Origin of the sequence: Mesorhizobium sp. M1334, assembly GCF_040317995.1 — a bacterium.
GTDB lineage: Bacteria > Pseudomonadota > Alphaproteobacteria > Rhizobiales > Rhizobiaceae > Mesorhizobium.
Map to the genome: position 1 here is coordinate 34,382 of NZ_JAMYLM010000007.1, position 22,163 is coordinate 56,544.

Below are 22,163 nucleotides of genomic sequence, written 5' to 3' on the forward strand. Positions count from 1 at the left end.
CGCGTCAAGCTTTCTAAGCCGGATGATAGGCGTTTTCCTCCAGCGACGACACCCCCCATGCCAATCTTGGACGCGGTCCTGCTCTTTCTCGCCGGCTTTCTATCAGGCGCGGTCAACGCCGTTGCCGGCGGCGGCACGTTCATAACCTTTGGCGCCATGACCCTGGCCGGCCTGCCGCCGATCGTCGCCAACGCGACATCGTCGGTGACGCAATTTCCTGGCTATATCACCTCGACGCTGGCCTATTGGCACGACATCAAGCATTTCTGGCGCGGCGCACTGCTGCTCAGCCTCATTTCGGCTCTCGGTGCGCTGTCTGGCGCGCTCATCCTTCTAGGCCTCGACAACCCGTCGTTCCGCGCCTTGGTGCCGTGGCTGCTGCTGGCGGCAACAGCGTTGTTCGCTGCCGGGCCATGGCTGAAGCCGGCCCCCAAGCCGGAGCATGAAGCCGCCGTGGGTTCGCTGGTCGGGTCGCTGGCGCAGTTCGCCACCGCCGTCTATGGCGGCTTCTTCGGCGCCGGCATGGGCGTCATGATGCTGGCGACGCTCGGTCTCACCCAGTCCGGCGATTATCATCGGCTGAACGCATTGAAGAACATGCTGGCCGTGGTCATCGCTGCGGTTGCCATCCTGGTCTTCGTCTCTGGCGGCGTCATCGCCTGGCTGCAGGCGATCATCATGATCCCGGGTGGCGCGCTCGGCGGCTATGCCGGCGTCTGGATCGCCAGGCGCGTGCCGCAGAACGCGGTGCGCGGCTTCGTCATTGCCGTCGGCCTGTTCCTGGCCTTCTACTATTTCGATAAGGGCTGAGCGGCTAAAAGATCCGGCCGTCGCTCCTTCGTCAGCCTCTCCGCTTCGGCCCGCCGCCACGCCGCGATCTTGCTGTGATTGCCCGAAATCAACACTTCGGGAATCGGCCGGCCCTCGAATTCCTGCGGCCGCGTATAATGCGGATGTTCGAGCAGGCCGTTTTCAAAGCTCTCTTCCTCGCCTGATACCGCATTGCCCATCACGCCGGGCAGCAGGCGCACCACGGCGTCGAGCAGCACGAGTGCCGCCGGCTCGCCGCCGGACAGGATGAAATCGCCGATCGAGACTTCCTCGAGGCCTCGCGATTCGATGACCCGCTGGTCGACGCCTTCGAAGCGGCCGCAGACGATCACCGCACCCGGCCCGGCGGCGAGCTCACGCACACGGCGCTGTGTCAGCGGCTTGCCGCGAGGGCTCATCAGCAGGCGCGGACGTGGATCGCCTGCCGGCGAGGCATGGTCGATAGCGCTGGCCAGCACGTCTGCCCGCATCACCATGCCGGCGCCGCCGCCGGCCGGCGTGTCGTCCACGGTCCGGTGACGATCGCGGGCAAAGTCGCGGACCTGGATCGTTTGGAGCGACCAAATGCCGGTCTCGAGCGCGCGGCCAGCCAGCGACAGGCCAAGCGCGCCGGGAAACATCTCGGGATAGAGCGTCAGCACCGAAGCCGAAAAACTCACCGGTTGCCTCCGGCGTCCCTCGGCCCGCGCGGCCGGCCCTTGGGGTCGAAGCTGTCGCGCTCGGCAGACTCTCCGTCCTCGTCCTCGTCCTCGACCAACCCTGCCGCAGCCGGATCGATGCGGACAAAGCCGCCGGCGATCGACACTTCCGGAACAGCGGCCTGCGTGAACGGGATAAGCACGCCTTTGCGCCCCGCCAGCGTCACGTCGAGAATGTCGCCGCCGCCAAAATTATGCACGGCGACGACCTTGCCGATAATGGCACCGGTGTCGTCCTTGACCTCCAGCCCGACGAGATCGGTGTGGTAGAATTCGTCCTCTTCGCCCTCATCAGGCAACACCGAACGGTCGACGAACAATTCGGTGCCGGCAAGCGCCTCGGCGGCATTGCGATCGTTGACGCCTTTGAAGCGCACCACCACGACGGTGTTGGCAGGCCTGATGTCGACGATCTGGAAGGCGCGGCCATCCCTGGCGTAGAGCGGACCGTAATCGGCCAGCGCCAGCGGGTCGCCGGTAAAGCTCTTGACGCGCAATTCGCCCTTGATGCCGTGCGCGGCACCGATCACGGCCATCTGGACGGGGTTTTGCGGTTTGCTCATCTGCGGAAAATCCTTTGCCTTGCTCTAACCCCAGCCCATCGTCATTTCAATGATGCCGCTCTTCACCGCTTACTAACCCGCATGCCGGAAAATGGCGGGGCACTGGAAGAGCGCAATGCAGGAATTCCTCATACCGGCAAAACCCGATCTTCAGGCGGCGCGCGAGGCCTGGCTGAAGATGCTGGCGCGCGAACGCCGGCTGTCGCCCGAAACCGTCGAGGCCTATGAGCGCGACACGCGCCAGTTCCTGCATTTCCTGACCGGCCATTGCGGCGGCTCGCCTGGTATTTCAGACATCGCCGATCTGCGCCCAGCCGATCTGCGCGGCTTTCTCGCTGCCCGCCGTGCCGAGGGCGCCGGCGCCCGCACGCTCGGGCGCGGGCTAGCCGGCATCCGCTCGCTGCTGCGTTTCCTGGAACGGCGCGGCCTCGCCAATGCGGCAGGTGCGGCAGCCTTGCGCGCGCCGCGGCAGCCGAAATCGCTGCCCAAGCCGCTGACCGCAAGCGATGCAAAACACGTCGTCTCGGTGGAAGGCCAACTGGCGGAGGAGCCGTGGATCGCCGCGCGCAACGCCGCCGTGCTGACTCTGCTTTATGGGTCCGGCTTGCGGATCTCCGAGGCGCTCGGCCTGTCGGGCGCCGATCTGTCCTCACCTGGTGAGACCGTGCTGCGCGTCACCGGCAAGGGCGGCAAGACGCGGCTGGTGCCGGTGCTGCCGGTGGCGCTGCGGGCGATTGCCGAATATCGCCGCCTCTGTCCCTGGCATCTCGATCCCAAGGGCTCGCTGTTTCGCGGTGCCCGCGGCGGCCCGCTCAACCCGGCGATCGTTCAGCGCGACATGGCCAAGCTGCGCTCGGCGCTCAACCTGCCCGACACCGCGACGCCGCATGCGCTGCGCCATTCCTTCGCCACGCATCTGCTTGGGCGCGGCGGCGACCTGCGCACCATCCAGGAGTTGCTCGGCCACGCCAGCCTGTCGACAACCCAGATATACACCGGCGTCGACACCGCGAGGCTGCTCGAGATTTACGAAGCAGCTCATCCTCGTGCGTGATGGACGCTCGGAATCGGTGACGATCTCGCAACAATTTTGATGCGCTGATTAACCGTTTTGCCGCTTTTTGCGCCTACAAGCGCAGCATGAAACGCCTCATCGCCATCGCCGACCGCGCGACCCAAGTGTCGCTGAAGCTGCTCGTCGCGCTCAACGCCCTGTTTTTCCTCTCCTTCCTCATCATCACGCTACTCGCCGTGGGCAAGGCACGCGCCGAGGCCCCGGTCTGCGTCGGTACCGATATGCTGAGCGCGCTGCAAAAGAACGACCCGGCTAGCTACCGCAAGATCGAGGCGGACGCGGCAGCAACACCGAACGGCAAGGGCTTGCTGTGGAAGCTGGAAAAATCGGGCGAAAAACCGTCCTTCCTGTTCGGCACCATGCACCTTACCGACCCGCGCGTCACCACGCTGCCACCCGCCGCGCAGAAGGCATTCGATGCAGCTGGCACCGTCATCATCGAAACCACCGAAGTGCTCGATAAGCAGAAGATGATGGCAGCATTGCTGAAAGAGCCGGATCTGATGATGTTCACCGACAAGACGACGCTTTCGTCGCTGCTGTCGCCGGAGGACGCGGCGGTGGTCGACAAGGCGCTCGACGCGCGTGGCATCCCGCCAGCGACGGTCGCCAAGATGAAACCTTGGTTGCTGTCGGCGATGGTGGCGCTACCAGCATGCGAAGTCGCCCGCCAGGCTGGCGGCGCGCCGGTGCTCGACGTCAAGCTTGCCAAGGACGCCGAGGCTGCGGGCAAATCAGTCGAGGGGCTCGAGACAATCGCCGACCAGCTGCGCGCCATGGCTTCGCTGCCGATCGCCTTTCACCTGAAGGGGCTCGTCGATACGCTGAAGCTTGGCGACAAGGTGAACGACGTCAACGAAACCATGATCGTGCTTTACCGCCGTGGCGACACTGGCATGTACGTACCGCTGTTTCGGGCTGTCGTCCCCGAACAGGTCGACGACCAATCGGGTTACGCCGAATTCGAGCAGACCATGATCACCAGCCGCAACAGGGTGATGGTTGATCGTGCAGCGCCGATCCTCGCCCACGGCAATGTCTTCATGGCGGTCGGCGCCATGCACCTTCCCGGAGCGCAAGGCTTGGTCGAGGGTTTCCGCAAGACCGGCTATACTGTGACTGCCGTCAACTGAACAACACGGCGGAGTTGCACACCGAATCATCGCCACGCCTGGGTCAACCCCTACTCGCGGCGCGACGGCGGACCGGCAGCGCTTCGTGTCAAGAAACTGAAAAAGGTTCGCTTTGGCTCGACCGAACCCATTTTGCGGTGGAAATGCATGCCTGCAAGCGATTCCGGATCAGAATTGCCCTGTTTTCGGCGTTTTCAACGCCTAATGTGAAACCGATTCAACGATTGTACGTTGATGGCTATTACTTGATGTTTTTCATCCACGGAGGACACTTTTATGGCGAACACACCCAATCCGAACGACCCATTCACCTCGCCGGGCTCCGCGCGGCCAAGCGGCGGCGGCAGCGGCTGGCTGATTGCCCTGGTCGTCGTTATCCTGGCAATTGTCGCCTATTATGTTTTTGGAAGACGTAGCGAGGCACCTGCGCCTGCCGAACCGCCCGCAGCCAGCACACCAGCTCCGGCCCCAGCGCCCGCCGAGCCGATGAAACCAGCCGAACCGGCTCCTGCGCCAGCTCCGGCAACACCGGCTCCGGCTCCCGCTCCGGCAGAGCCTGCACCCGCTCCGGCCCCTGCGCCAGCCCCGGCCCCGGCACCAGCACCTGCCCCGGCTCAGTGATCAAACTGCTGATTTGATATATGAACGGCCCGCTGAAAAAGCGGGCCGTTTTGTTTTTGGGAGCAGCCGTCGAGGGCTTTGGACGTTTCAGCCAATCTCTAAGGTTTGCGATTCACCGCGTTTGCTCAGATATGGATCGGCTTGAAGAACGTCGCCAATGCCGCCTCCTTTACCGCTTCCGACATTGTCGGATGGGCGTGACAGGTGCGGGCCAGGTCTTCCGACGAGCCGCCAAATTCCATCAGCACGGCCGCCTCGTGGATCATCTCGCCGGCGCCGAAGCCGACGATGTGGACGCCGAGCACACGGTCGCTGGCCTTGTCGGCCAGGATTTTCACAAAGCCGTCGGTGTGCAGCATGGCGCGCGCCCGTCCATTGGCGCTGAAGGGGAATTTTCCGGCCTTGTAGTCGATGCCGGCCTTCTTCAATTCTTCTTCGGTCTTGCCGACCGAGGCGATTTCCGGCGTGGTGTAGACGACGCTCGGAATCACGTCATAGTTCACATGCCCGGCCTGGCCGGCGATGGTTTCGGCCACCGCCACGCCCTCGTCCTCGGCCTTGTGTGCAAGCATCGGCCCGGCGATGACATCGCCGATGGCATAGATGCCAGGCACGTTGGTCCTGAGATGGCCGTCGGTCTTGACCCGGCCGCGCTCATCAACGTCGACGCCGGTCTCCTTCAGCCCGAGAGCGTCCGAATAGGCCCGTCGTCCCGTCGCAATCAGCACCGCGTCCGCCTCGATCGTCTCGGCTGCTCCGCCCTTGACCGGCTCGAAGGTAACCGTCACCCCCTTCCTGGCCTTGGCGACGCCGGTCACCTTGGCGCCCAGCCTGAACTCAAAGCCCTGCTTCGACAGCAGGCGCTGGAACTGCTTGGAGACCTCGCCATCCATGCCGCCCAGGATGGTGTCGAGGAACTCGACCACGGTCACCTTGGCGCCGAGCCGCGCCCATACCGAGCCGAGCTCCAGACCGATGACACCACCGCCGACCACCACCAGATGGCCCGGCACCTTGTCCAGCGACAGCGCGCCGGTCGACGAGACGATCACCTTCTCATCGAAATCGACCTCGACGCCGGGAATGCCGGCGACGTCGGAGCCTGTGGCGATGACGATGTTCTTGGTCTCGATCTCCTCGACCTTGCCGTCATCGGAGGTCACCGACACCTTGCCGGCCGCAACTACCTTGCCGGTGCCACGAAAACTGTCGATCTTGTTTTTCTTGAACAGGAAGGCGACGCCATTGACGTTGGCGGTCACCGTCGCATCCTTGTGTGCCATCATCTTCCCAAGGTTGAGCTTGGGCGCGCCGATCTCGACGCCGAGCGCCTCGAAGGAATGGCCGGCCTCGGCAAACATCTCGGTCGCATGCAGCAGCGCCTTTGACGGGATGCAGCCGATATTGAGGCAGGTGCCGCCGAAGGTCGGGTTCTTTTCGACCACCGCCGTCTTCAGACCGAGCTGTGCCGCCTTGATGGCGCAGACATAGCCGCCTGGTCCCGATCCGATGATAACGACATCATAGGCCATGATACTGTCCCTTTTGCTTTAGCGGCCGCCGCCGATTTCCAGATTGGCGCCTGTTGTGTAGGACGCCTCGTCCGACAGCAGCCACAGAATTGCGGCTGCGACTTCCTCGGCGGTTCCGACGCGCTGCATGGGCACCACCTTGCGCATTCTCTCGGCGCGATCCGGCTGACCGCCGGAGGCATGAATTTCGGTGTCGATGATGCCCGGGCTGACCGCGTTGACACGAATGCCTTCGCCGGCCACTTCGCGGGCAAGCCCGATGGTGAAGGAATCGATCGCGCCCTTCGAGGCGGCGTAGTCGACATATTGACCCGGCCCGCCAAGCCTTGCCGCGATCGAAGACACATTGGCGATGGCGCCACCCTTGCCGCCATGCCTGGTCGACATCCGCTTCACCGCCTCGCGGGCGCAAAGCATCGGCGCGATCACATTGATGCGCATCATGCGCTCCAGCCTTGCAGCGCTAAGCTCGTCGACGCGCGCGCTCTGGTCGACCACGCCGGCATTGTTGACGAGCGCGTCGAGCCGACCGAAACGGGCGTCGAGAGCCTCGAACATGGCCAATACGTCCGTCTCGTTGCCGACATCGGCCTTGACTGTGAAGGCTTCTCCGCCAGCAGCCTCGATGTCGGCGACCACCGTTTCGGCGGCTTTTGCATTCGACGCGTAATTGACCGCAATGCGATAGCCGGCCTTGGCAGCAAGCCTGCATGTAGCGGCGCCAATGCCGCGGCTGCCGCCGGTCACCAGCAGGATCTTTCCGCTCGCGCTCATTCCTGACATCCCTTCAGGGCAAAGACGTCCCAGGGCACCCTGGAAAAGCCGTTGGCGCCATAGGCAGCCGACATCTGCAACGACGCTCCCAAGTCAGGCAAGATCAGCTTCTTCGGCGCATCCTTTGCTTCGCCCGGCAGCAACGCGATGTTGCCCTGGTCGTCGGCAGTGTAGATGACGCCCTCCCACACGGTGCAGGCGGCGAGCTCGTCGCCGGTGACGTCGCCGGCCGGGCATTTGTACATCAGCGAGCCGTGCGGCCGCGCCACGCCCTCCGTCCACATGACGATGCCGTCGAGCACGACGCCGTTGTCGAGCACCATCTTGAAGGTATTGGTGACGGTAGCCGACTCCATGGTCGGCCTGAAATCGATCTCGGCGGCGTTCTCAGGATCGCCATAGACGGCCAGTTCGAGCGGGCAGGCGGCGAGGGCCGCGGAGACCGTCTGCACGCCGAGTGCGCAGATTGTGACAAACAAACCGGACCGGAAACGACACGAACTCATCCGGCGGCGCAGATCCATGCTCCGGCCCACGTCGGCCGCGCCCTAAAGGTCGAGCACCAGCCGCTCAGGATCCTCCAGGCTTTCCTTGACCCGCACCAGGAAGGTCACCGCTTCCTTGCCGTCGACGATGCGGTGGTCGTAGGACAGCGCCAGATACATCATCGGCCGGATGACGATCTGGCCGCCGACCACCACCGGCCGCTCCTGGATCTTGTGCATACCCAGAATGCCGGACTGCGGCGCATTGAGGATCGGCGTCGACATCAGCGACCCGTAAACGCCACCGTTGGAAATCGTGAACGTGCCGCCTTGCATATCGGCGACGGAGAGCTTGCCGTCGCGCGCCGCAAGCCCCAGCCTGCCGATGTCCTTCTCGATTTCGGCGATGGACATCTGGTCAGCATTGCGCACAACCGGCACGACAAGGCCTTTCTCTGTACCGATGGCAACGCCGATATGAGCGTAGTTCTTGAAGATGATGTCGGTGCCGTCGATCTCGGCATTGACCGACGGGATCTCCTTCAGCGCATGGGTGACGGCCTTGGTGAAAAAGCCCATGAAGCCGAGCTTCACGCCGTGCTTCTTCTCGAACACGTCCTTGTATTTGCTCCTCAGCGCCATCACCGCGCTCATGTCGACCTCGTTGAAGGTGGTCAGCATGGCGGCGGTCGATTGCGCTTCCTTGAGGCGGCGCGCAATGGTCTGGCGCAGCTTGGTCATGCGCACACGCTCCTCGCGCGACGCATCGTCGGCAGGGGACGGCGCGCGCGCGGCTACGGGTGCCGGTACAGGCGCGGCCTTGGGCATTTCTGCCGGCTGCGACGGCGCGCCCCTGGCGATAAGGTCGAGCACGTCGCCTTTCAGCACCTGGCCGCGCTTGCCCGAGCCCGACACCTGGTCGACCGCGAGATTGTGCTCGGCCAGCAGCTTTGCCGCCGACGGCGCCGGCGGCATGGTGCGCGTCTCGATCGCGCCGGCGTCGCCGGCAATCTTGGCCGTCTCGGCCGCAGCCTGCTTGACGCTCGAGGCCGCAGTCGGAGCCGAGGCCTGCGACACCGCCTCCTGCTTCGTTGCCGGAGCGGCGGCGGCATTGGCTGCCGCGCCGGCGCCTGCCGAAATCGTGCCGAGCAGTGCGCCGACGCCGACCGTCTCGCCTTCCTTGACGGCGATCTCGGCGAGCGTGCCCGCGGCGGCGGCCGGCACTTCCACCGTCACCTTGTCGGTTTCGAGCTCGACGAGCGGCTCATCGGCGGCGATCGCGTCGCCGACCTTCTTGAACCACTTGCCGATGGTCGCCTCGGTGACTGACTCACCAAGTGTCGGAACGCGGATTTCGGTTGCCATTGTGCCTGTCCGTTTCTTTCGGTTCTGTTCTATTCACCAAGCGCGTCGTCGAGCAAGGCGGCAAGCTGGGCGAGATGCTTCGACATCAATCCGGTCGCCGGCGAGGCGGCGGCCCGCCGGCCGGTATAGCGCACCCGCTGATGCTTGGCGTCGATATGCGCCAGCACCCATTCGAGATACGGGTCGATGAACGACCAGGCGCCCATGTTCTTGGGCTCCTCCTGGCACCACACCATCTCGGCATTACGGAAGCGCGACAGTTCGGTGATCAGCGCCTTGGCCGGGAACGGATAGAGCTGCTCGACGCGCAGCAAATAGATGTCGTTGATGCCGCGCTTCTCGCGCTCTTCGTAGAGGTCGTAATAGACCTTGCCGGAACAGAGCACGACACGGCGGATTTTCGAATCCTTGGTGAGCTTGATGGCCTGGCCTGACAGCAGCTGCGCGTCGTCCCACAACAGCCGGTGAAAGGCGCTTTCGCCCGACATTTCCGGCAGCGTCGACACCGCCCGCTTGTGGCGCAGCAGCGACTTCGGCGTCATTAGGATCAGCGGCTTACGGAAGTCCCGCTTCAATTGCCGGCGCAAGATGTGGAAGTAATTGGCCGGCGTCGTGACGTTGGCGACCTGCATGTTGTCTTCGGCGCAAAGCTGCAGGAAGCGCTCGAGCCGGGCCGACGAATGCTCGGGCCCCTGGCCTTCATAGCCATGCGGCAGCAGGCAGACGAGGCCCGACATTCTGAGCCATTTGCGCTCGCCCGACGAGATGAACTGGTCGAACACCACCTGGGCGCCGTTGGCGAAGTCGCCGAACTGCGCTTCCCACAGCGTCAGCGCCTTCGGCTCGGCCAGCGAGTAGCCATATTCGAAGCCGAGCACGGCCTCTTCCGACAGCATCGAGTTGATGACCTCGAAGCCGGCCTGCGCCGCCGACAGATTGTTGAGCGGGATATAGCGTGTCTCGTCGCGCTGGTCGTAGAGCACGGAATGGCGCTGCGAGAAGGTGCCGCGCTCAGAATCTTGTCCGGACAGCCGGATCGGATTGCCGTCGAGCAGGATGGCGCCGAAGGCCAGCGCCTCGGCCGTCGACCAGTCGATGCCTTCGCCGGACTCGATCGCCTGGCGGCGATTGTCGAGGAAGCGGATGATCGTCTTGTGCGCCTCGAAATCCTTCGGCACCTCGGTCAGTTTCTTGCCGATCTCCTTCAGCGTCTTGACCGGCACGGCGGTCTTGCCGCGCCGCTGCTCGTCCTGGTTGTCGGCCGAGCGCAGGCCGGACCATGCGCCGTCCAGCCAATCGGCCTTGTTCGGCTTGTAATGTTGGCCGACTTCGAATTCCTGCTCGAGATGCGCTCGCCAATCGGCCTTCATCTTTTCGAACTCGGCCTGGGTGATGTGGCCTTCGGAAATCAGCCGGTCGGCATAGATCTGCACCGTCGTCTTCTGGTTGCGGATCTTGCGATACATGATCGGCTGGGTGAAGGCGGGCTCGTCGCCCTCATTGTGGCCGAAGCGGCGGTAGCAGAACATGTCCACCACGACAGGCTTGTGGAACTTCATGCGGAATTCGATCGCCACCTTGGTCGCATGGACCACGGCTTCCGGATCGTCGCCGTTGACGTGGAAGATCGGCGCCTCGATCATCTTGGCCACGTCGGACGGATAGGGCGAGGAGCGCGAAAAGCGCGGGTTGGTGGTGAAGCCGATCTGGTTGTTGATGATGAAATGCAGCGTGCCGGCGACGCGGTGGCCGCGCAGGCCGGACAGGCCGAGGATTTCGGCAATCACGCCCTGGCCGGCAAAGGCGGCGTCGCCATGCAGCAGCAACGGCAGCACCTTGGCACGCTCTTCCAGCGGCACGATCTCCTCGCGGCTGCGGCCGAACAGATAGTCCTGTTTGGCGCGCGCCTTGCCCATCACCACCGGATCGACGATTTCCAGATGCGAGGGATTGGCGGTCAGCGACAGATGCACCTTGTTGCCGTCGAACTCGCGATCCGACGAGGCACCGAGATGGTACTTCACGTCGCCCGAGCCTTCGACCTCGTCGGGCGCGGCCGAGCCGCCCTTGAACTCGTGGAAAATGGCGCGGTGCGGCTTGGCCATCACCTGCGACAGCACGTTCAGCCGGCCGCGATGCGCCATGCCGAGCACGATCTCTTTCATGCCGAGCTGGCCGCCGCGCTTGATGATCTGCTCCAGCGCCGGGATCAGCGACTCGCCGCCATCGAGGCCAAAGCGCTTGGTGCCCTTGTATTTGACGTCGATGAACTGCTCGAAGCCTTCGGCCTCGACCAGCTTCTGCAGGATCGCCTTCTTGCCGGCGGCGGTGAAGGAGATCTCCTTGTCGGTGCCCTCGATGCGCGCCTGGATCCAGGCCTTCTCCTCGGGATCGGAAATATGCATGAATTCGACGCCGAGCGTCGAGCAATAGGTCCGGGTCAGGATATCGAGCATCTGCCGGATGGTGCCGAATTCCAGCCCGAGCACATTGTCGAGGAAGATCGGCCGGTCGTAGTCGGCTTCGGTGAAGCCGTAATTCTCCGGCGACAGCTCGTTATAATCCTCCAGCGGCTTGGCAATGCCAAGCGGATCGAGATTGGCGTGCAGGTGGCCGCGCATGCGGAAGGCGCGGATCATCATGATGGCGCGGACGGAATCGCGCGTCGCCTGATGCACGTCGGCGTCGGAAAGCGCTGCGCCGTTGCCGGCTGCCCTGTCCTTGACCTTCTTTTCGATGTGCTTTTCGACCAGGCCCCAATTGCCGTCCAGCGCCGAGACCAGCTCGCCATTGGCCTGCATCGGCCAGGAGGGCTTGGCCCAAGAGGCCCCCTTGGCGTTCCTGCGCACGTCGCCGGCGTCATCCTTCAGCGCCGCGAAGAAATCCTGCCATTCGGGATCGACCGAAGCAGGATCGTCCTCATAGGCGGCATAAAGCGCGTCGATATAATCGGCATTGCCGCCATAGAGGAAAGAGGTAAGCGAAAACTGGTCGTTGGCCTGATCTTGTCTTGCCATTTTTGTCCGCGGAGCCGCGCTCCGTCTCCTTTTCAGAGCGAATAGAGAGTAGCGAATAGCGAGTAGGGATTTTCCCTGGTTCGCGCCGTTACTCTGTTCTTACCTATTCGCTATTCACTACTCGCTACTCACTACTCACTAACCTTTGATCGCCTCGACCAGCGTCGTGCCGAGCCGGGCCGGCGATGGCGAAACCTTGATGCCGGCCGATTCCATCGCCGCGATCTTGTCTTCCGCACCGCCCTTGCCACCGGAGATGACCGCGCCCGCATGACCCATGGTGCGGCCGGCCGGCGCGGTGCGCCCGGCGATAAAGCCGGCCATCGGCTTGCTGCGGCCGCGCTTTGCCTCGTCCTTGAGGAACTGCGCGGCGTCTTCCTCGGCCGAACCGCCGATCTCACCGATCATGATGATCGACTTGGTCTCGTCGTCGGCGAGGAACATCTCCAGCACGTCGATGAACTCCGTGCCTTTGACCGGATCGCCGCCGATGCCGACGGCGGTGGTCTGGCCGAGGCCGACATTGGTGGTCTGGAACACCGCCTCATAGGTAAGCGTTCCCGAGCGCGAAACAACGCCGACCGAGCCCTTGCGGAAGATGTTGCCGGGCATGATGCCGATCTTGCATTCGTCGGGCGTCAGCACACCGGGGCAGTTCGGCCCGATCAGCCGCGATGTCGAGCGGTCGAGCCTTGCCTTTACCTTGATCATGTCCATCACTGGTATGCCCTCGGTGATGCAGACGATCAGCGGGATCTCGGCCTCGATCGCTTCCAGGATCGCTTCGGCAGCACCCGCCGGCGGCACGTAGACGACGGAGGCATTGGCACCGGTCCTGGCCTTGCCTTCGGCAACGGTGGAGAAGATCGGCAGCGTCTCGCCCTTGGCGCCGGTCCAGGTCTCGCCGCCCTTCTTGGGGTGGATGCCGCCGACCATCTTTGTGCCGTGATAGGCGAGCGCCTGTTCGGTGTGGAACGTGCCGGTCTTGCCGGTCAGGCCCTGCACCAGCACCTTGGTGTTCTTGTCGACGAGAATGGACATGATGGTCCTTTTTAAAAACCGTTGATCGGGGAAGGCCGCGCGCTCATGGTCACAACCGCTTCAGGTCGGCGACGGTGAGGTCGCTTTTGGCGTTGCCGGTGTTGAGCGTCGTCGCCGGCTCGAACATCAGCACGACAGGTTCCTCGCTCAGCGAGCGCGGCCGGTGCTCGACGGCGCGCGGCACGACGATGAACTCGCCGCTGCCAAGTTCCACCGTGCCGTCGCGGAAATCGATGGCAATGCGGCCGCGCAGCACGAGGAACGCTTCATCCTCATTGTCATGCGCGTGCCAGTCGAAGACGTCGCCGAACTTGGCGATCTTGACCTGGCTGTCATTCACGTCGCCGGCAATGTGCGGATCGAACGCCTTCTTGATCTTCGCATCGGCCGCTTCGACGAGGTTTATCTTATGCGGAGGCACAGACTCAGCCCTTCACCGCCGCGACAATCTTCTTGGCTGCGTCATCGAGGTCATCGGCCGACACCACGTTCAGTCCGCTGTCGTTGATGATCTTCTTGCCGAGCTCGGCATTGGTGCCTTCCAGCCGCACCACAAGCGGCACTTGCAGGCCGACCTCCTTGACCGCGGCGATGACGCCCTCGGCGATGATGTCGCACTTCATGATGCCGCCGAAGATGTTGATCAGGATGCCTTTGACCGCCGGATCCTTGGTGATGATCTTGAACGCCGCCGTCACCTTTTCTTTCGACGCGCCGCCGCCGACATCGAGGAAGTTGGCGGGCTCGGCGCCGTAGAGCTTGATGATGTCCATCGTCGCCATGGCAAGGCCGGCGCCGTTGACCATGCAGCCGATATTGCCGTCGAGCGCGACATAGGCGAGGTCGTATTTCGACGCCTCGATCTCCTTCTCGTCCTCTTCGGTGGTGTCGCGCAATTCGAGCACGTCCGGGTGACGGAACAGCGCATTGTTGTCGAACGACACTTTTGCGTCGAGCACGCGCAGCCGGCCGCTCTTCATGACGATCAGCGGGTTGACCTCGAGCAGGCTCATGTCCTTCTCGACAAACGCCTTGTAGAGGATCGGAAACAGCCTGCCACCATCCTTGGCGGCGTCGCCGTCGAGCCTCAGTGCGGCGTTGAGCTTCTTCACATCGTCGGCCGTCACGCCCTTTTCCGGGTCGATGGCGACGGTAATGATCTTTTCCGGCGTGTCGTGGGCGACCGCCTCGATGTCCATGCCGCCCTCGGTCGAGACGACGAAGGCGACGCGCCCGACCGAGCGGTCGACCAGGATCGACAGATAGAGCTCGCGCTCGATGTCGGCGCCGTCCTCGATATAGAGCCGGTTGACCTGCTTGCCGGCCGGGCCGGTCTGCTTGGTGACCAGCGTGTGGCCGAGCATCTCCTTGGCGTTGGCGACGACCTCGGCCACCGACTTCGCCAGCCTGACGCCGCCCTTGGCATCGGGCCCGAGCTCCTTGAACTTGCCCTTGCCGCGGCCGCCGGCATGGATCTGGCTTTTGACCACATAGAGTGGGCCGGGCAGCGCCTTGGCGGCAGCTTCCGCCTCGCTCGCCTTGAACACCGGCACGCCCTCGGCCACCGGTGCGCCAAAGCCTTTCAGCAGCGCCTTGCCCTGATACTCATGGATGTTCATGCGCTATGTCTCCAGCTTGCTTGGCGGGCTTGGTTACCGGCTTACTTGGCCGCGAGATGTGGAGCGATCTTGACGCAGGCGTCGCACAGGCCCTGCACCGCCGCGACCGAATTTTCGAACATCTTCTGCTCGTTCTTTGTGAGCTCGATCTCGATGATCCGCTCGACGCCGCCGGCGCCGATCACCACGGGAACGCCGACATAGGTGTTCTTGACGCCATATTGGCCGGAGAGGTACGCCGCACAGGGCAGCACCCGCTTCTTGTCCTTGAGATAGGCTTCGGCCATGGCGATGGCCGAGGCGGCCGGCGCATAAAAGGCAGAGCCGGTCTTGAGCAGGCCGACGATCTCGGCGCCGCCGTCGCGGGTGCGCTGCACGATCTGGTCGAGCCGCTCCTTCGAGGTCCAGCCCATCTTGATGAGGTCGGGCAGCGGGATGCCGGCAACCGTCGAATAGCGGATCATCGGCACCATGGAATCGCCATGGCCGCCGAGCACGAAGGCGGTGACGTCCTCGACCGAGACCTTGAATTCCTCGGCCAGGAAATAACGGAAGCGCGAACTGTCGAGCACGCCGGCCATGCCGACGACATGGCTCTTGGGCAGGCCGGAAAACTTCTGCAGCGCCCAGACCATGGCGTCGAGCGGGTTGGTGATGCAGATGACGAAGGCTTTCGGCGCGTATTTCTTGAGGCCGGCGCCGACCTGCTCCATCACCTTCAGATTGATGCCCAGAAGATCGTCGCGGCTCATGCCGGGCTTGCGCGGCACGCCGGCGGTGACGATGCAGACGTCGGCGCCCTCGATACCGGCATAGTCGTTGACGCCGGTCAGCCTGGAGTCGAACCCATCGACCGGCGACGACTGCGCGATGTCCAGCCCCTTGCCTTGCGGGATGCCTTCGGCGATATCGAACAGCACGACGTCGCCGAGATCCTTGAGGCCGACCATGTGGGCGAGGGTGCCGCCGATCATGCCCGAGCCGATGAGCGCTATCTTGTTGCGTGCCATGTCAGGATGTTTTCCCTTTGACTATGACGGCGCCCAAATCCTTGACGATTTGATGACGGCGTCGGAGGAAGAGGCCGGAATGCTGCGGAACCGCGAAATTCGCCGCACGCAATAGCCCCGGCCGCACAAAAATTCAAACGATTATTTTGCAGTGAATAATTTCAATCGGTTAGAAACAATGGGACTTACGTAAACGTCAAAATTCTGAAGCCGGCTAGAGGAATTCTACACAATGGCACTGGAAATCAGAAGGCTGTTTCCTGGCGATGACGCCCTTGTGATGCGGGTTGCCGACGAAGTCTTCGACGAGCCGGTCAGGCCGGATCGGCTCTCCGCCTATCTTGCGGAGCCCGGTCATTTCATGGTCGTGGCCGTCGCCGACGGCATCGTCGTTGGCCAATGCGCAGCCGTCATCCACCGCCACCCGGACAAGGTGAGCGAACTCTACATAGACGAGGTCGGCGTGGCGCCGGCCTTTCAACGCCAGGGCATTGCGACGAGGATGCTCGACGCCATGTTCGCACTCGGTTGCGAGCATGGCTGTGAGGAGGCGTGGGTCGGCACCGAGCCGGACAATGTTGCTGCTCGCGCACTTTACGAGTCGCGAAAAGAGCCGCGTGGGCCGGCGGAGGGGTTCGTCATGTATATTTATCGGTTATAGGCGCCGGCGGCAGGGGCCTCTTCTGTACTATCCCTCACGCCTGAGCCTGCCGTGCCTCGGTCGATGATCCCCGCGCCCTCTGCCTCTCCGCCCAGTTCTCCAGCCAGTCGTGGCTCTGCATCTCGATCAGCCGCGATGCGGTGCGCTCGAACTCGAAGACTTCGTTGCCGCGCTTGGCCGTATAGAGCTGCGCCGGCGGTGCCGCGGCGCTCATCACCAGCCGTACATGATGATCGTAAAGCGTATCGACCAGCAGGATGAAGCGCTTGGCTTCGTTGCGCTTGCCTTCGCCGAGCACCGGCACCCGGTCGATGACGATGGTCGAGAAACGGCGGGCAATGGCAAGATAGTCGCGGGCCCCGAGCGGCCTCTCGCAGAGATCGGCGAACGAAAACCGCGCCGCCTCGCCGGCAGTACGCGGCACCACGACGTGTCGGCCCTTAACCGTCAGCATCGTCTCGGCCGTCGGCCTGCCATGCGTCATCACCACCCACAGCTCGTCGAGCGCATGGTCGGCGGCGGCATCGGCCGGGGTGATGTAGACCGGCATGCGGCTGAGCTTGTCTAGGCGGTAATCCTTGTGGGCGTCCAGCGCCAGCACGTGCGCGTGGCGCTCCAGGATAGCGACAAACGGCAAAAACAACTGACGGTTCAGGCCGTCGCGGTAGAGATCCTGCGGCGCGACATTGGAGGTGGCGACCAGCACCACGCCATTGGCAAACAACGCCGAAAACAACCTGGACAGGATCATCGCATCGGCGATATCGGTGACCGAAAACTCGTCGAAGCACAGCACCCAGGCTTCCTCGGCAAGCGCGCGCGCCACCGGCGGGATCGGGTCGTCCTCTTTGACCGTACCCTCTTTACGCGCCTGCCGGTGATTCTGGATGCGGTCCTGCACGTCGGCCATGAAATCGTTGAAATGCACGCGGCGCTTGCGCCGCACCGGCAGCAGCTCGAAGAACATGTCCATCAGCATGGTCTTGCCGCGGCCGACGCCGCCATGGATATAGAGGCCCTTGACCGCCTCGTGCCCCTCGCGCTTGCGGGCGAACAACCACCCCAGCGCGCTTGATTTATGCGCCAGCCGCTTTGCCGATATCTCGTCGATCAGTCGGTCGAGCGCAGCGGCGATCCGCTCCTGCGCCGGATCGCGCCCGATGGCGCCCGTCTCGACCAGATGGTCGTAGCGCTGCTTGACGGTCGCATGGGTCTGGAGGCCGTCACGCAGATGCATCGGTCACGTCGTTCCGGAGCAATTCCAAGAAAAGTGTGTTGCGGTTTTCTGTCCGGAATTGCGTAAAAAACAAAAGAGAGCAATTCCAGGAAAAGTGTGTGGCGGTTTTCTGCCCGGAATTGCGTAACAATGGGGGCCGTTCTCTTACCTTGTAAGCGAGATCGGCAGGCCGTTGGAAGTCTGGCCGTCGAATTTCTCGCCGCCCGAGGAATAAAGCCGTGCCAGCGTGCCGCCATTCTCGTCATAGAGCGTCAGTTGCTTGCCGGCGACGTTCCAGGATTTGATGCCGTCGATCGGCGCCGGGCAATGCAGCGGTCCGGCGCGGTAGCCCGACCCGAATTTGGTCTGCGGCGTCGCCACCTGACAGCTCTGGCCGGACACGCTTGCTTTCCACACACCAGCGACGCTAGAGGCGGTCAGGTCGGCCGCACCGGCCGGCGCCGTCCCGTCGGGCGGCAGCGAGGCGACCTGCGTGTTCTGCGGCGCAGTCGGAAATTTCGACGGGTCGGCGGCGCCGGGTGTCGCCGGTGGCGGCAACTGGTTTGCAGTCACCTTGCCGGCGGGCGCAGCTTCCAGCGGCGCCGGCTGCTGCTCGTCCATCGATGAGAACCGCGAGGTCGAACAGCCGCTCGCAACGAGCGCGGCCAGCGATACGGCCAGCAGGCCGGTTTTCGAAAATTTCATTCTTCAACCTCCGTCGGATCGAGCTGGGGAAGCCGTCCACGCAATGTCCCCCTCACCAAGATGGAGAAGGTGGCGAAATTTCAACCCGATATGGTTAAAATACGGTTTGCGCCGCTAATGTTGCAAATTTGTCGCAAAATGCACATTGCCTGAATTGCGTCGCGCCTTGGCCTTTGGCCGGCACCTCCGGTTGATGCGATACGGCGCGCTGGCGTCAAATCCTTGGCGTTTCCTTGGCGTTCACCTCAATGCTTGTGCGGGCCGGCTCCGGCATTATCTCTTGGCGATCAGCAAGCTGCAGGGAGCCGATTTCTTGGCCGCGAGAAAGAGAGCCGCCAACCGCTATTACAGCGGGCCGCCCAGCGATCATTTCGACGGCACCTTGTTCTTCAATCCCGGCGGACGGCCGCCGGGTCGCTTTGCCGATCTGTTGAAGTGGCAACTGAGCCGCGAGCGCTCGAAATGGCCGACGGCGGATCCGAGCCCGTTTCCGCCGGCAAGACCGGTCGAGCGCATCGATGGTTCTGCGCTGCGCCTCACCATGGTCGGTCATTCCTCGCTGCTCGTCCAGACAGCAGGCCTGAACATCCTGACCGATCCGGTCTGGTCGCGGCGTGTCTCGCCGCTCTCCTTCGCCGGGCCGAAACGCGTCAATCCGCCCGGCATCGCCTTTTCGCATTTGCCGCCGATCGACCTCGTGCTGGTCAGCCACAACCATTACGACCATCTCGACCTCGCCACGCTGAAGCGCCTGAAGGCAAGACACGATCCGCTGCTGCTGACGCCGCTCGGCAACGACACAATCATCGGCGCTGCCGTGCCCGGTATGCGGCTTTCCGCGCATGACTGGGGCGACCGGGTCGATATCGGCGATAGCGTCGCCGTCCATGTCGAGCCGGTGCATCACTGGTCGGCCCGCGGTACCCGCGACCGGCGCATGGCGCTGTGGGCGGGTTTCGTCGTCGAGACGCCCGACGCAAAGATCTATTTCGCCGGTGACACCGGCTTCCACGGCGGCATCAATTACCGGCTGATGGCGCAAAAGCACGGCGGCTTCCGCCTCGCCATCCTGCCGATCGGCGCCTACGAGCCGCGCTGGTTCATGGCGCCTCATCACCAGGATCCGGAAGAGGCGGTGCAAGGCATGCTTTTGTGCAACGCCGCCTATGCCGCCGGCTGTCACTGGGGCACGTTCCGGCTCACCAACGAGCCGATCGAGGAGCCGCCCAGAAAGCTCGGCGAAGCGCTCGATGCTGCCGGCCTGCCGCGGCAACGTTTTCGCGCCTTGCGGCCGGGGGAAGTCTGGGACGTACCGGAGGTTTAGCGCGGCGGAACCTGAGGCATCACATAGACGTTTGTAGGTTGTTCAAACCTGTCGGTTGCGAGGTGCCTCTTATGATCAGGTGGATTATCATTCTTTTGATTATCGCGGCCGCGGCGAGCCTGCTCGGCATGCCGGTACTGGCCGGAGCCGCCGCCACCGGCGCGCGCATCCTCATCGGCATCGTGCTGATCATCTTCCTGCTGATCGTGCTTGGCGTTTTCGCGGTGACGTGAGAATCACGCCGCGCTGGTAATTTCTGCCGCTATCCGCCATATAGGCGCCAAACCGGCAAGAGACCTTTCGATCGATGGCAAGCGCGGCCCCTTTCGCCAAGATGAACGGCATCGGCAACGAAATCATCGTTGCCGATATGCGTGGCCGTGCCGATCGCGTGGCGTCTGCGGCAGCCGTCGCGCTCAATGCCGACACGTCGACCCGGTTCGACCAGATCATGGCGATCCACGACGCCAGGACGCCGGGCACCGCCTTTTTCATCGATATCTTGAATTCCGACGGGACCAGCGCGCAAGCTTGCGGCAACGGCATGCGCTGTGTCGTCCAGGCGCTCGCCGCCGAGACCGGCCAGAAGACATTTGCCTTTGAAACAGTCGCCGGCATCCTAAACGCCGAGGAACATGCCGACGGAATGATCTCGGTCGACATGGGCAGGCCGCGCTTTGGCTGGCAGGACATCCCGCTGGCCGAGGAATTCCGCGACACCCGCATGATCGAGCTGCAGATCGGCCCGATCGATGCCCCGGTGCTGCATTCGCCGTCGGTCGTCTCGATGGGCAATCCGCACGCTATCTTCTGGGTCGACCGCGACGTCTGGTCCTACGAGCTCGAGCGCTTCGGCCCGCTGCTCGAAAACCACCCGATCTTCCCCGAGCGCGCCAACATCACCATCGCGCAGGTGACTTCGCCGGAGACCATGATCATCCGCACCTGGGAGCGCGGCGCCGGCCTGACCAGGGCCTGCGGCTCGGCCGCTTGCGCCGCCGTGGTCGCCGCGGCCCGCACCCGGCGCACCGGCCGCAGCGTCACACTGATAACGCCCGGCGGCGGCTCGCTGCATGTTCTGTGGCGCGACGACGACCACGTCATCCTCACGGGTGCCGCCGAATGGGAATTTTCCGGCAGCTTCGATCCGGCGACCGGGGCGTGGGCGCGCGACACCGAAAGCGCCGCCTGATGGCTCCTCTTGGCAACAAGGGCATCGAGGTCGTCACCTTCGGTTGCCGGCTGAACACCTATGAATCCGAGGTGATGCGGCGTGAAGCCGAAAGTGCGGGCCTCGGCGGCCTCGAAGGCGGCGCCATCATCTTCAACACCTGCGCCGTCACCGGCGAGGCTGTACGCCAAGCCAAGCAGTCGATCAGAAAAGCCCGCCGTGAGAACCCGGCCGCCCGCATCATCGTCACCGGCTGCGCCGCGCAGACCGGCCCGCAGGATTTCGTCGCCATGGACGAGGTCGACCTCGTCCTCGGCAATGAGGAAAAGCTGAAGGCGCATTCCTATCGCGCGCTGCCGGATTTCGGCGTCAACGACACCGAAAAGGCGCGCGTCAACGATATTTTTTCGGTACGCGAGACGGCCGCCCACATGGTCGACGCCATCGAGGGCCGGGCACGCGCTTTCGTCCAGGTGCAGAACGGCTGCGACCACCGCTGCACCTTCTGCATCATTCCCTACGGTCGCGGCAATTCGCGCTCCGTGCCGATGGGCGCCGTGGTCGAGCAGGTCAAGCGACTCGTCGGCAATGGTTATGCCGAGATCGTGCTGACCGGCGTCGACATGACCAGTTTCGGCGCCGACCTGCCTGGCGCACCGAAGCTCGGCAAATTGGTCAAGACCATCCTGAAGCAGGCGCCCGACATGAAGCGCCTGCGGCTTTCCTCCATCGATTCGATCGAGGCCGACGACGATCTGCTGGACGCCATCGCCACCGAGCCCAGGCTGATGCCGCATCTGCATCTGTCGCTGCAATCGGGTGACGACATGATCCTGAAGCGGATGAAGCGCCGGCACAGCCGCGACCAGTCGATCCGCTTTTGCGAGGATGTGCGCAAACTGCGCCCCGGTATCGTTTTCGGCGCAGACATCATCGCCGGCTTCCCGACCGAGACGGACGCCATGTTCGAAAACTCGCTGGAGATCGTCGAGGAATGCGGCCTGACGCATCTTCATGTCTTCCCGTTTTCGCCGCGCGAAGGCACGCCCGCCGCGCGCATGCCGCAGCTCCGCCGCGACGTCGTCAAGCAACGCGCGGCACGCCTGCGCACCGCCGGCGAGGCCGCCTATCGCCGCCATCTTGCCTCGCTCGCCGGAACGCATCAGTCGATCCTGGTCGAGCGTGACGGCCTTGGCCGCACCGAGGGGTTTACGCTGGCAGTGTTGTCGGCGGGCGCGCCTGGCGACATCGTCGAGGCTGATATCGCCGGCCATGACGGTATCAGACTGATCGCCGCGCCGCTTGCCGCCCGCGGCGTCTGA

The 22,163-nt window shown here is 63.7% G+C and carries 21 protein-coding genes; 8 read left to right on the plus strand and 13 right to left on the minus strand.

Annotated features, from left to right (window positions below):
- The first annotated feature begins 57 nt into the window (after positions 1–57).
- Positions 58–810, plus strand: a complete 753-nt coding sequence (locus NKH17_RS15105; RefSeq protein ID WP_023679781.1) for a sulfite exporter TauE/SafE family protein — start codon at positions 58–60, stop codon at positions 808–810.
- Here the strand turns inward: NKH17_RS15105 and trmD are convergent.
- Both trmD and rimM read right to left on the minus strand, forming a co-directional pair.
- Positions 792–1,490 carry a tRNA (guanosine(37)-N1)-methyltransferase TrmD gene (trmD, locus tag NKH17_RS15110; protein ID WP_352479649.1) on the minus strand — a complete coding sequence of 233 codons (699 nt, stop codon included), beginning with the start codon at positions 1,488–1,490 and terminating at the stop codon, positions 792–794. The two genes, NKH17_RS15105 and trmD, sit on opposite strands and share 19 nt — an antisense overlap.
- Positions 1,487–2,092 carry a ribosome maturation factor RimM gene (gene rimM / locus NKH17_RS15115; protein ID WP_352479650.1) on the minus strand — a complete coding sequence of 202 codons (606 nt, stop codon included), beginning with the start codon at positions 2,090–2,092 and terminating at the stop codon, positions 1,487–1,489. The genes trmD and rimM overlap by 4 nt, the downstream gene beginning before the upstream one ends.
- Before the next feature lie 115 nt (positions 2,093–2,207).
- Here rimM and NKH17_RS15120 point away from each other — a divergent pair, with 115 nt between their 5' ends.
- Positions 2,208–3,146 carry a tyrosine recombinase XerC gene (locus NKH17_RS15120; protein WP_352479651.1) on the plus strand — a complete coding sequence of 313 codons (939 nt, stop codon included), beginning with the start codon at positions 2,208–2,210 and terminating at the stop codon, positions 3,144–3,146.
- Positions 3,147–3,232: 86 nt separating this feature from the next.
- On the plus strand, positions 3,233–4,300 hold the full coding sequence (locus NKH17_RS15125) for a TraB/GumN family protein (RefSeq protein ID WP_352479652.1): 1,068 nt from the start codon (positions 3,233–3,235) through the stop codon (positions 4,298–4,300).
- A gap of 746 nt (positions 4,301–5,046) precedes the next feature.
- Here the strand turns inward: NKH17_RS15125 and lpdA are convergent.
- From lpdA to mdh, 9 genes are all read right to left on the minus strand, one after another.
- Complete coding sequence (lpdA, locus tag NKH17_RS15130; protein WP_352479653.1) at positions 5,047–6,453, minus strand: dihydrolipoyl dehydrogenase; 1,407 nt, start codon at positions 6,451–6,453, stop codon at positions 5,047–5,049.
- Between the two features lie 18 nt (positions 6,454–6,471).
- Positions 6,472–7,227: an SDR family oxidoreductase gene (locus tag NKH17_RS15135; protein ID WP_352479654.1), complete on the minus strand. Its 756-nt coding sequence runs from the start codon at positions 7,225–7,227 to the stop codon at positions 6,472–6,474.
- On the minus strand, positions 7,224–7,679 hold the full coding sequence (locus NKH17_RS15140; RefSeq protein ID WP_502895552.1) for a hypothetical protein: 456 nt from the start codon (positions 7,677–7,679) through the stop codon (positions 7,224–7,226). Before NKH17_RS15140 ends, NKH17_RS15135 begins: the two co-directional genes overlap by 4 nt.
- Before the next feature lie 96 nt (positions 7,680–7,775).
- Positions 7,776–9,077 (minus strand): 2-oxoglutarate dehydrogenase complex dihydrolipoyllysine-residue succinyltransferase, encoded by a 1,302-nt coding sequence (odhB, locus tag NKH17_RS15145; RefSeq protein WP_352971298.1) that lies wholly within the window; start codon positions 9,075–9,077, stop codon positions 7,776–7,778.
- 29 nt (positions 9,078–9,106) lie between these two features.
- On the minus strand, positions 9,107–12,094 hold the full coding sequence (locus NKH17_RS15150) for a 2-oxoglutarate dehydrogenase E1 component (RefSeq protein ID WP_352971301.1): 2,988 nt from the start codon (positions 12,092–12,094) through the stop codon (positions 9,107–9,109).
- A 138-nt stretch (positions 12,095–12,232) separates the two neighbouring features.
- Entirely contained in the window at positions 12,233–13,135 is a 903-nt protein-coding gene (gene sucD / locus NKH17_RS15155; protein WP_352479658.1) for a succinate--CoA ligase subunit alpha, read from the minus strand.
- Between the two features lie 49 nt (positions 13,136–13,184).
- Complete coding sequence (locus tag NKH17_RS15160; RefSeq protein ID WP_352470808.1) at positions 13,185–13,556, minus strand: cupin domain-containing protein; 372 nt, start codon at positions 13,554–13,556, stop codon at positions 13,185–13,187.
- A gap of 4 nt (positions 13,557–13,560) precedes the next feature.
- On the minus strand, positions 13,561–14,754 hold the full coding sequence (gene sucC, locus NKH17_RS15165) for an ADP-forming succinate--CoA ligase subunit beta (protein ID WP_352479659.1): 1,194 nt from the start codon (positions 14,752–14,754) through the stop codon (positions 13,561–13,563).
- Between the two features lie 41 nt (positions 14,755–14,795).
- Positions 14,796–15,764 (minus strand): malate dehydrogenase, encoded by a 969-nt coding sequence (mdh, locus tag NKH17_RS15170; protein WP_352899058.1) that lies wholly within the window; start codon positions 15,762–15,764, stop codon positions 14,796–14,798.
- 232 nt (positions 15,765–15,996) lie between these two features.
- On the opposite strand from mdh, the gene NKH17_RS15175 reads away from it, so the two are divergent.
- Positions 15,997–16,425, plus strand: coding sequence for a GNAT family N-acetyltransferase (locus NKH17_RS15175; protein WP_352479661.1), 429 nt, complete (start codon positions 15,997–15,999; stop codon positions 16,423–16,425).
- Positions 16,426–16,459: 34 nt separating this feature from the next.
- Here NKH17_RS15175 and zapE read toward each other — a convergent pair whose 3' ends face one another.
- Both zapE and NKH17_RS15185 read right to left on the minus strand, forming a co-directional pair.
- Positions 16,460–17,662, minus strand: coding sequence for a cell division protein ZapE (gene zapE, locus NKH17_RS15180; protein WP_352899061.1), 1,203 nt, complete (start codon positions 17,660–17,662; stop codon positions 16,460–16,462).
- A 144-nt stretch (positions 17,663–17,806) separates the two neighbouring features.
- Entirely contained in the window at positions 17,807–18,346 is a 540-nt protein-coding gene (locus NKH17_RS15185; RefSeq protein WP_352479663.1) for a protease inhibitor Inh/omp19 family protein, read from the minus strand.
- 313 nt (positions 18,347–18,659) lie between these two features.
- Between NKH17_RS15185 and NKH17_RS15190 the strand changes: the two genes are divergently transcribed.
- The 4 genes from NKH17_RS15190 to mtaB all read left to right on the plus strand — a co-directional run bounded on the left by NKH17_RS15190 (position 18,660) and on the right by mtaB (position 22,163).
- The gene (locus tag NKH17_RS15190) at positions 18,660–19,670 is read left to right on the plus strand and encodes an MBL fold metallo-hydrolase (protein ID WP_352479664.1); all 1,011 of its coding nucleotides are present in this window, start codon (positions 18,660–18,662) and stop codon (positions 19,668–19,670) included.
- Positions 19,671–19,741: 71 nt separating this feature from the next.
- Positions 19,742–19,903: a DUF1328 domain-containing protein gene (locus NKH17_RS15195; RefSeq protein ID WP_352479665.1), complete on the plus strand. Its 162-nt coding sequence runs from the start codon at positions 19,742–19,744 to the stop codon at positions 19,901–19,903.
- 74 nt (positions 19,904–19,977) lie between these two features.
- Entirely contained in the window at positions 19,978–20,862 is an 885-nt protein-coding gene (dapF, locus tag NKH17_RS15200; RefSeq protein WP_352479666.1) for a diaminopimelate epimerase, read from the plus strand.
- Positions 20,862–22,163 (plus strand): tRNA (N(6)-L-threonylcarbamoyladenosine(37)-C(2))-methylthiotransferase MtaB, encoded by a 1,302-nt coding sequence (gene mtaB / locus NKH17_RS15205; protein ID WP_352479667.1) that lies wholly within the window; start codon positions 20,862–20,864, stop codon positions 22,161–22,163. The genes dapF and mtaB overlap by 1 nt, the downstream gene beginning before the upstream one ends.

Bases quoted from the DNA above. Each gene is read 5' to 3' on its own strand.
- NKH17_RS15105 (WP_023679781.1), top strand. From the start codon at position 58: ATGCCAATCTTGGACGCGGTCCTGCTCTTTCTCGCCGGCTTTCTATCA.
- rimM (WP_352479650.1), bottom strand. From the start codon at position 2,092: ATGAGCAAACCGCAAAACCCCGTCCAGATGGCCGTGATCGGTGCCGCG.
- NKH17_RS15120 (WP_352479651.1), top strand. From the start codon at position 2,208: ATGCAGGAATTCCTCATACCGGCAAAACCCGATCTTCAGGCGGCGCGC.
- NKH17_RS15125 (WP_352479652.1), top strand. From the start codon at position 3,233: ATGAAACGCCTCATCGCCATCGCCGACCGCGCGACCCAAGTGTCGCTG.
- lpdA (WP_352479653.1), bottom strand. From the start codon at position 6,453: ATGGCCTATGATGTCGTTATCATCGGATCGGGACCAGGCGGCTATGTC.
- NKH17_RS15135 (WP_352479654.1), bottom strand. From the start codon at position 7,227: ATGAGCGCGAGCGGAAAGATCCTGCTGGTGACCGGCGGCAGCCGCGGC.
- odhB (WP_352971298.1), bottom strand. From the start codon at position 9,077: ATGGCAACCGAAATCCGCGTTCCGACACTTGGTGAGTCAGTCACCGAG.
- NKH17_RS15150 (WP_352971301.1), bottom strand. From the start codon at position 12,094: ATGGCAAGACAAGATCAGGCCAACGACCAGTTTTCGCTTACCTCTTTC.
- sucD (WP_352479658.1), bottom strand. From the start codon at position 13,135: ATGTCCATTCTCGTCGACAAGAACACCAAGGTGCTGGTGCAGGGCCTG.
- sucC (WP_352479659.1), bottom strand. From the start codon at position 14,754: ATGAACATCCATGAGTATCAGGGCAAGGCGCTGCTGAAAGGCTTTGGC.
- mdh (WP_352899058.1), bottom strand. From the start codon at position 15,764: ATGGCACGCAACAAGATAGCGCTCATCGGCTCGGGCATGATCGGCGGC.
- NKH17_RS15175 (WP_352479661.1), top strand. From the start codon at position 15,997: ATGGCACTGGAAATCAGAAGGCTGTTTCCTGGCGATGACGCCCTTGTG.
- zapE (WP_352899061.1), bottom strand. From the start codon at position 17,662: ATGCATCTGCGTGACGGCCTCCAGACCCATGCGACCGTCAAGCAGCGC.
- NKH17_RS15185 (WP_352479663.1), bottom strand. From the start codon at position 18,346: ATGAAATTTTCGAAAACCGGCCTGCTGGCCGTATCGCTGGCCGCGCTC.
- NKH17_RS15195 (WP_352479665.1), top strand. From the start codon at position 19,742: ATGATCAGGTGGATTATCATTCTTTTGATTATCGCGGCCGCGGCGAGC.
- dapF (WP_352479666.1), top strand. From the start codon at position 19,978: ATGGCAAGCGCGGCCCCTTTCGCCAAGATGAACGGCATCGGCAACGAA.
- mtaB (WP_352479667.1), top strand. From the start codon at position 20,862: ATGGCTCCTCTTGGCAACAAGGGCATCGAGGTCGTCACCTTCGGTTGC.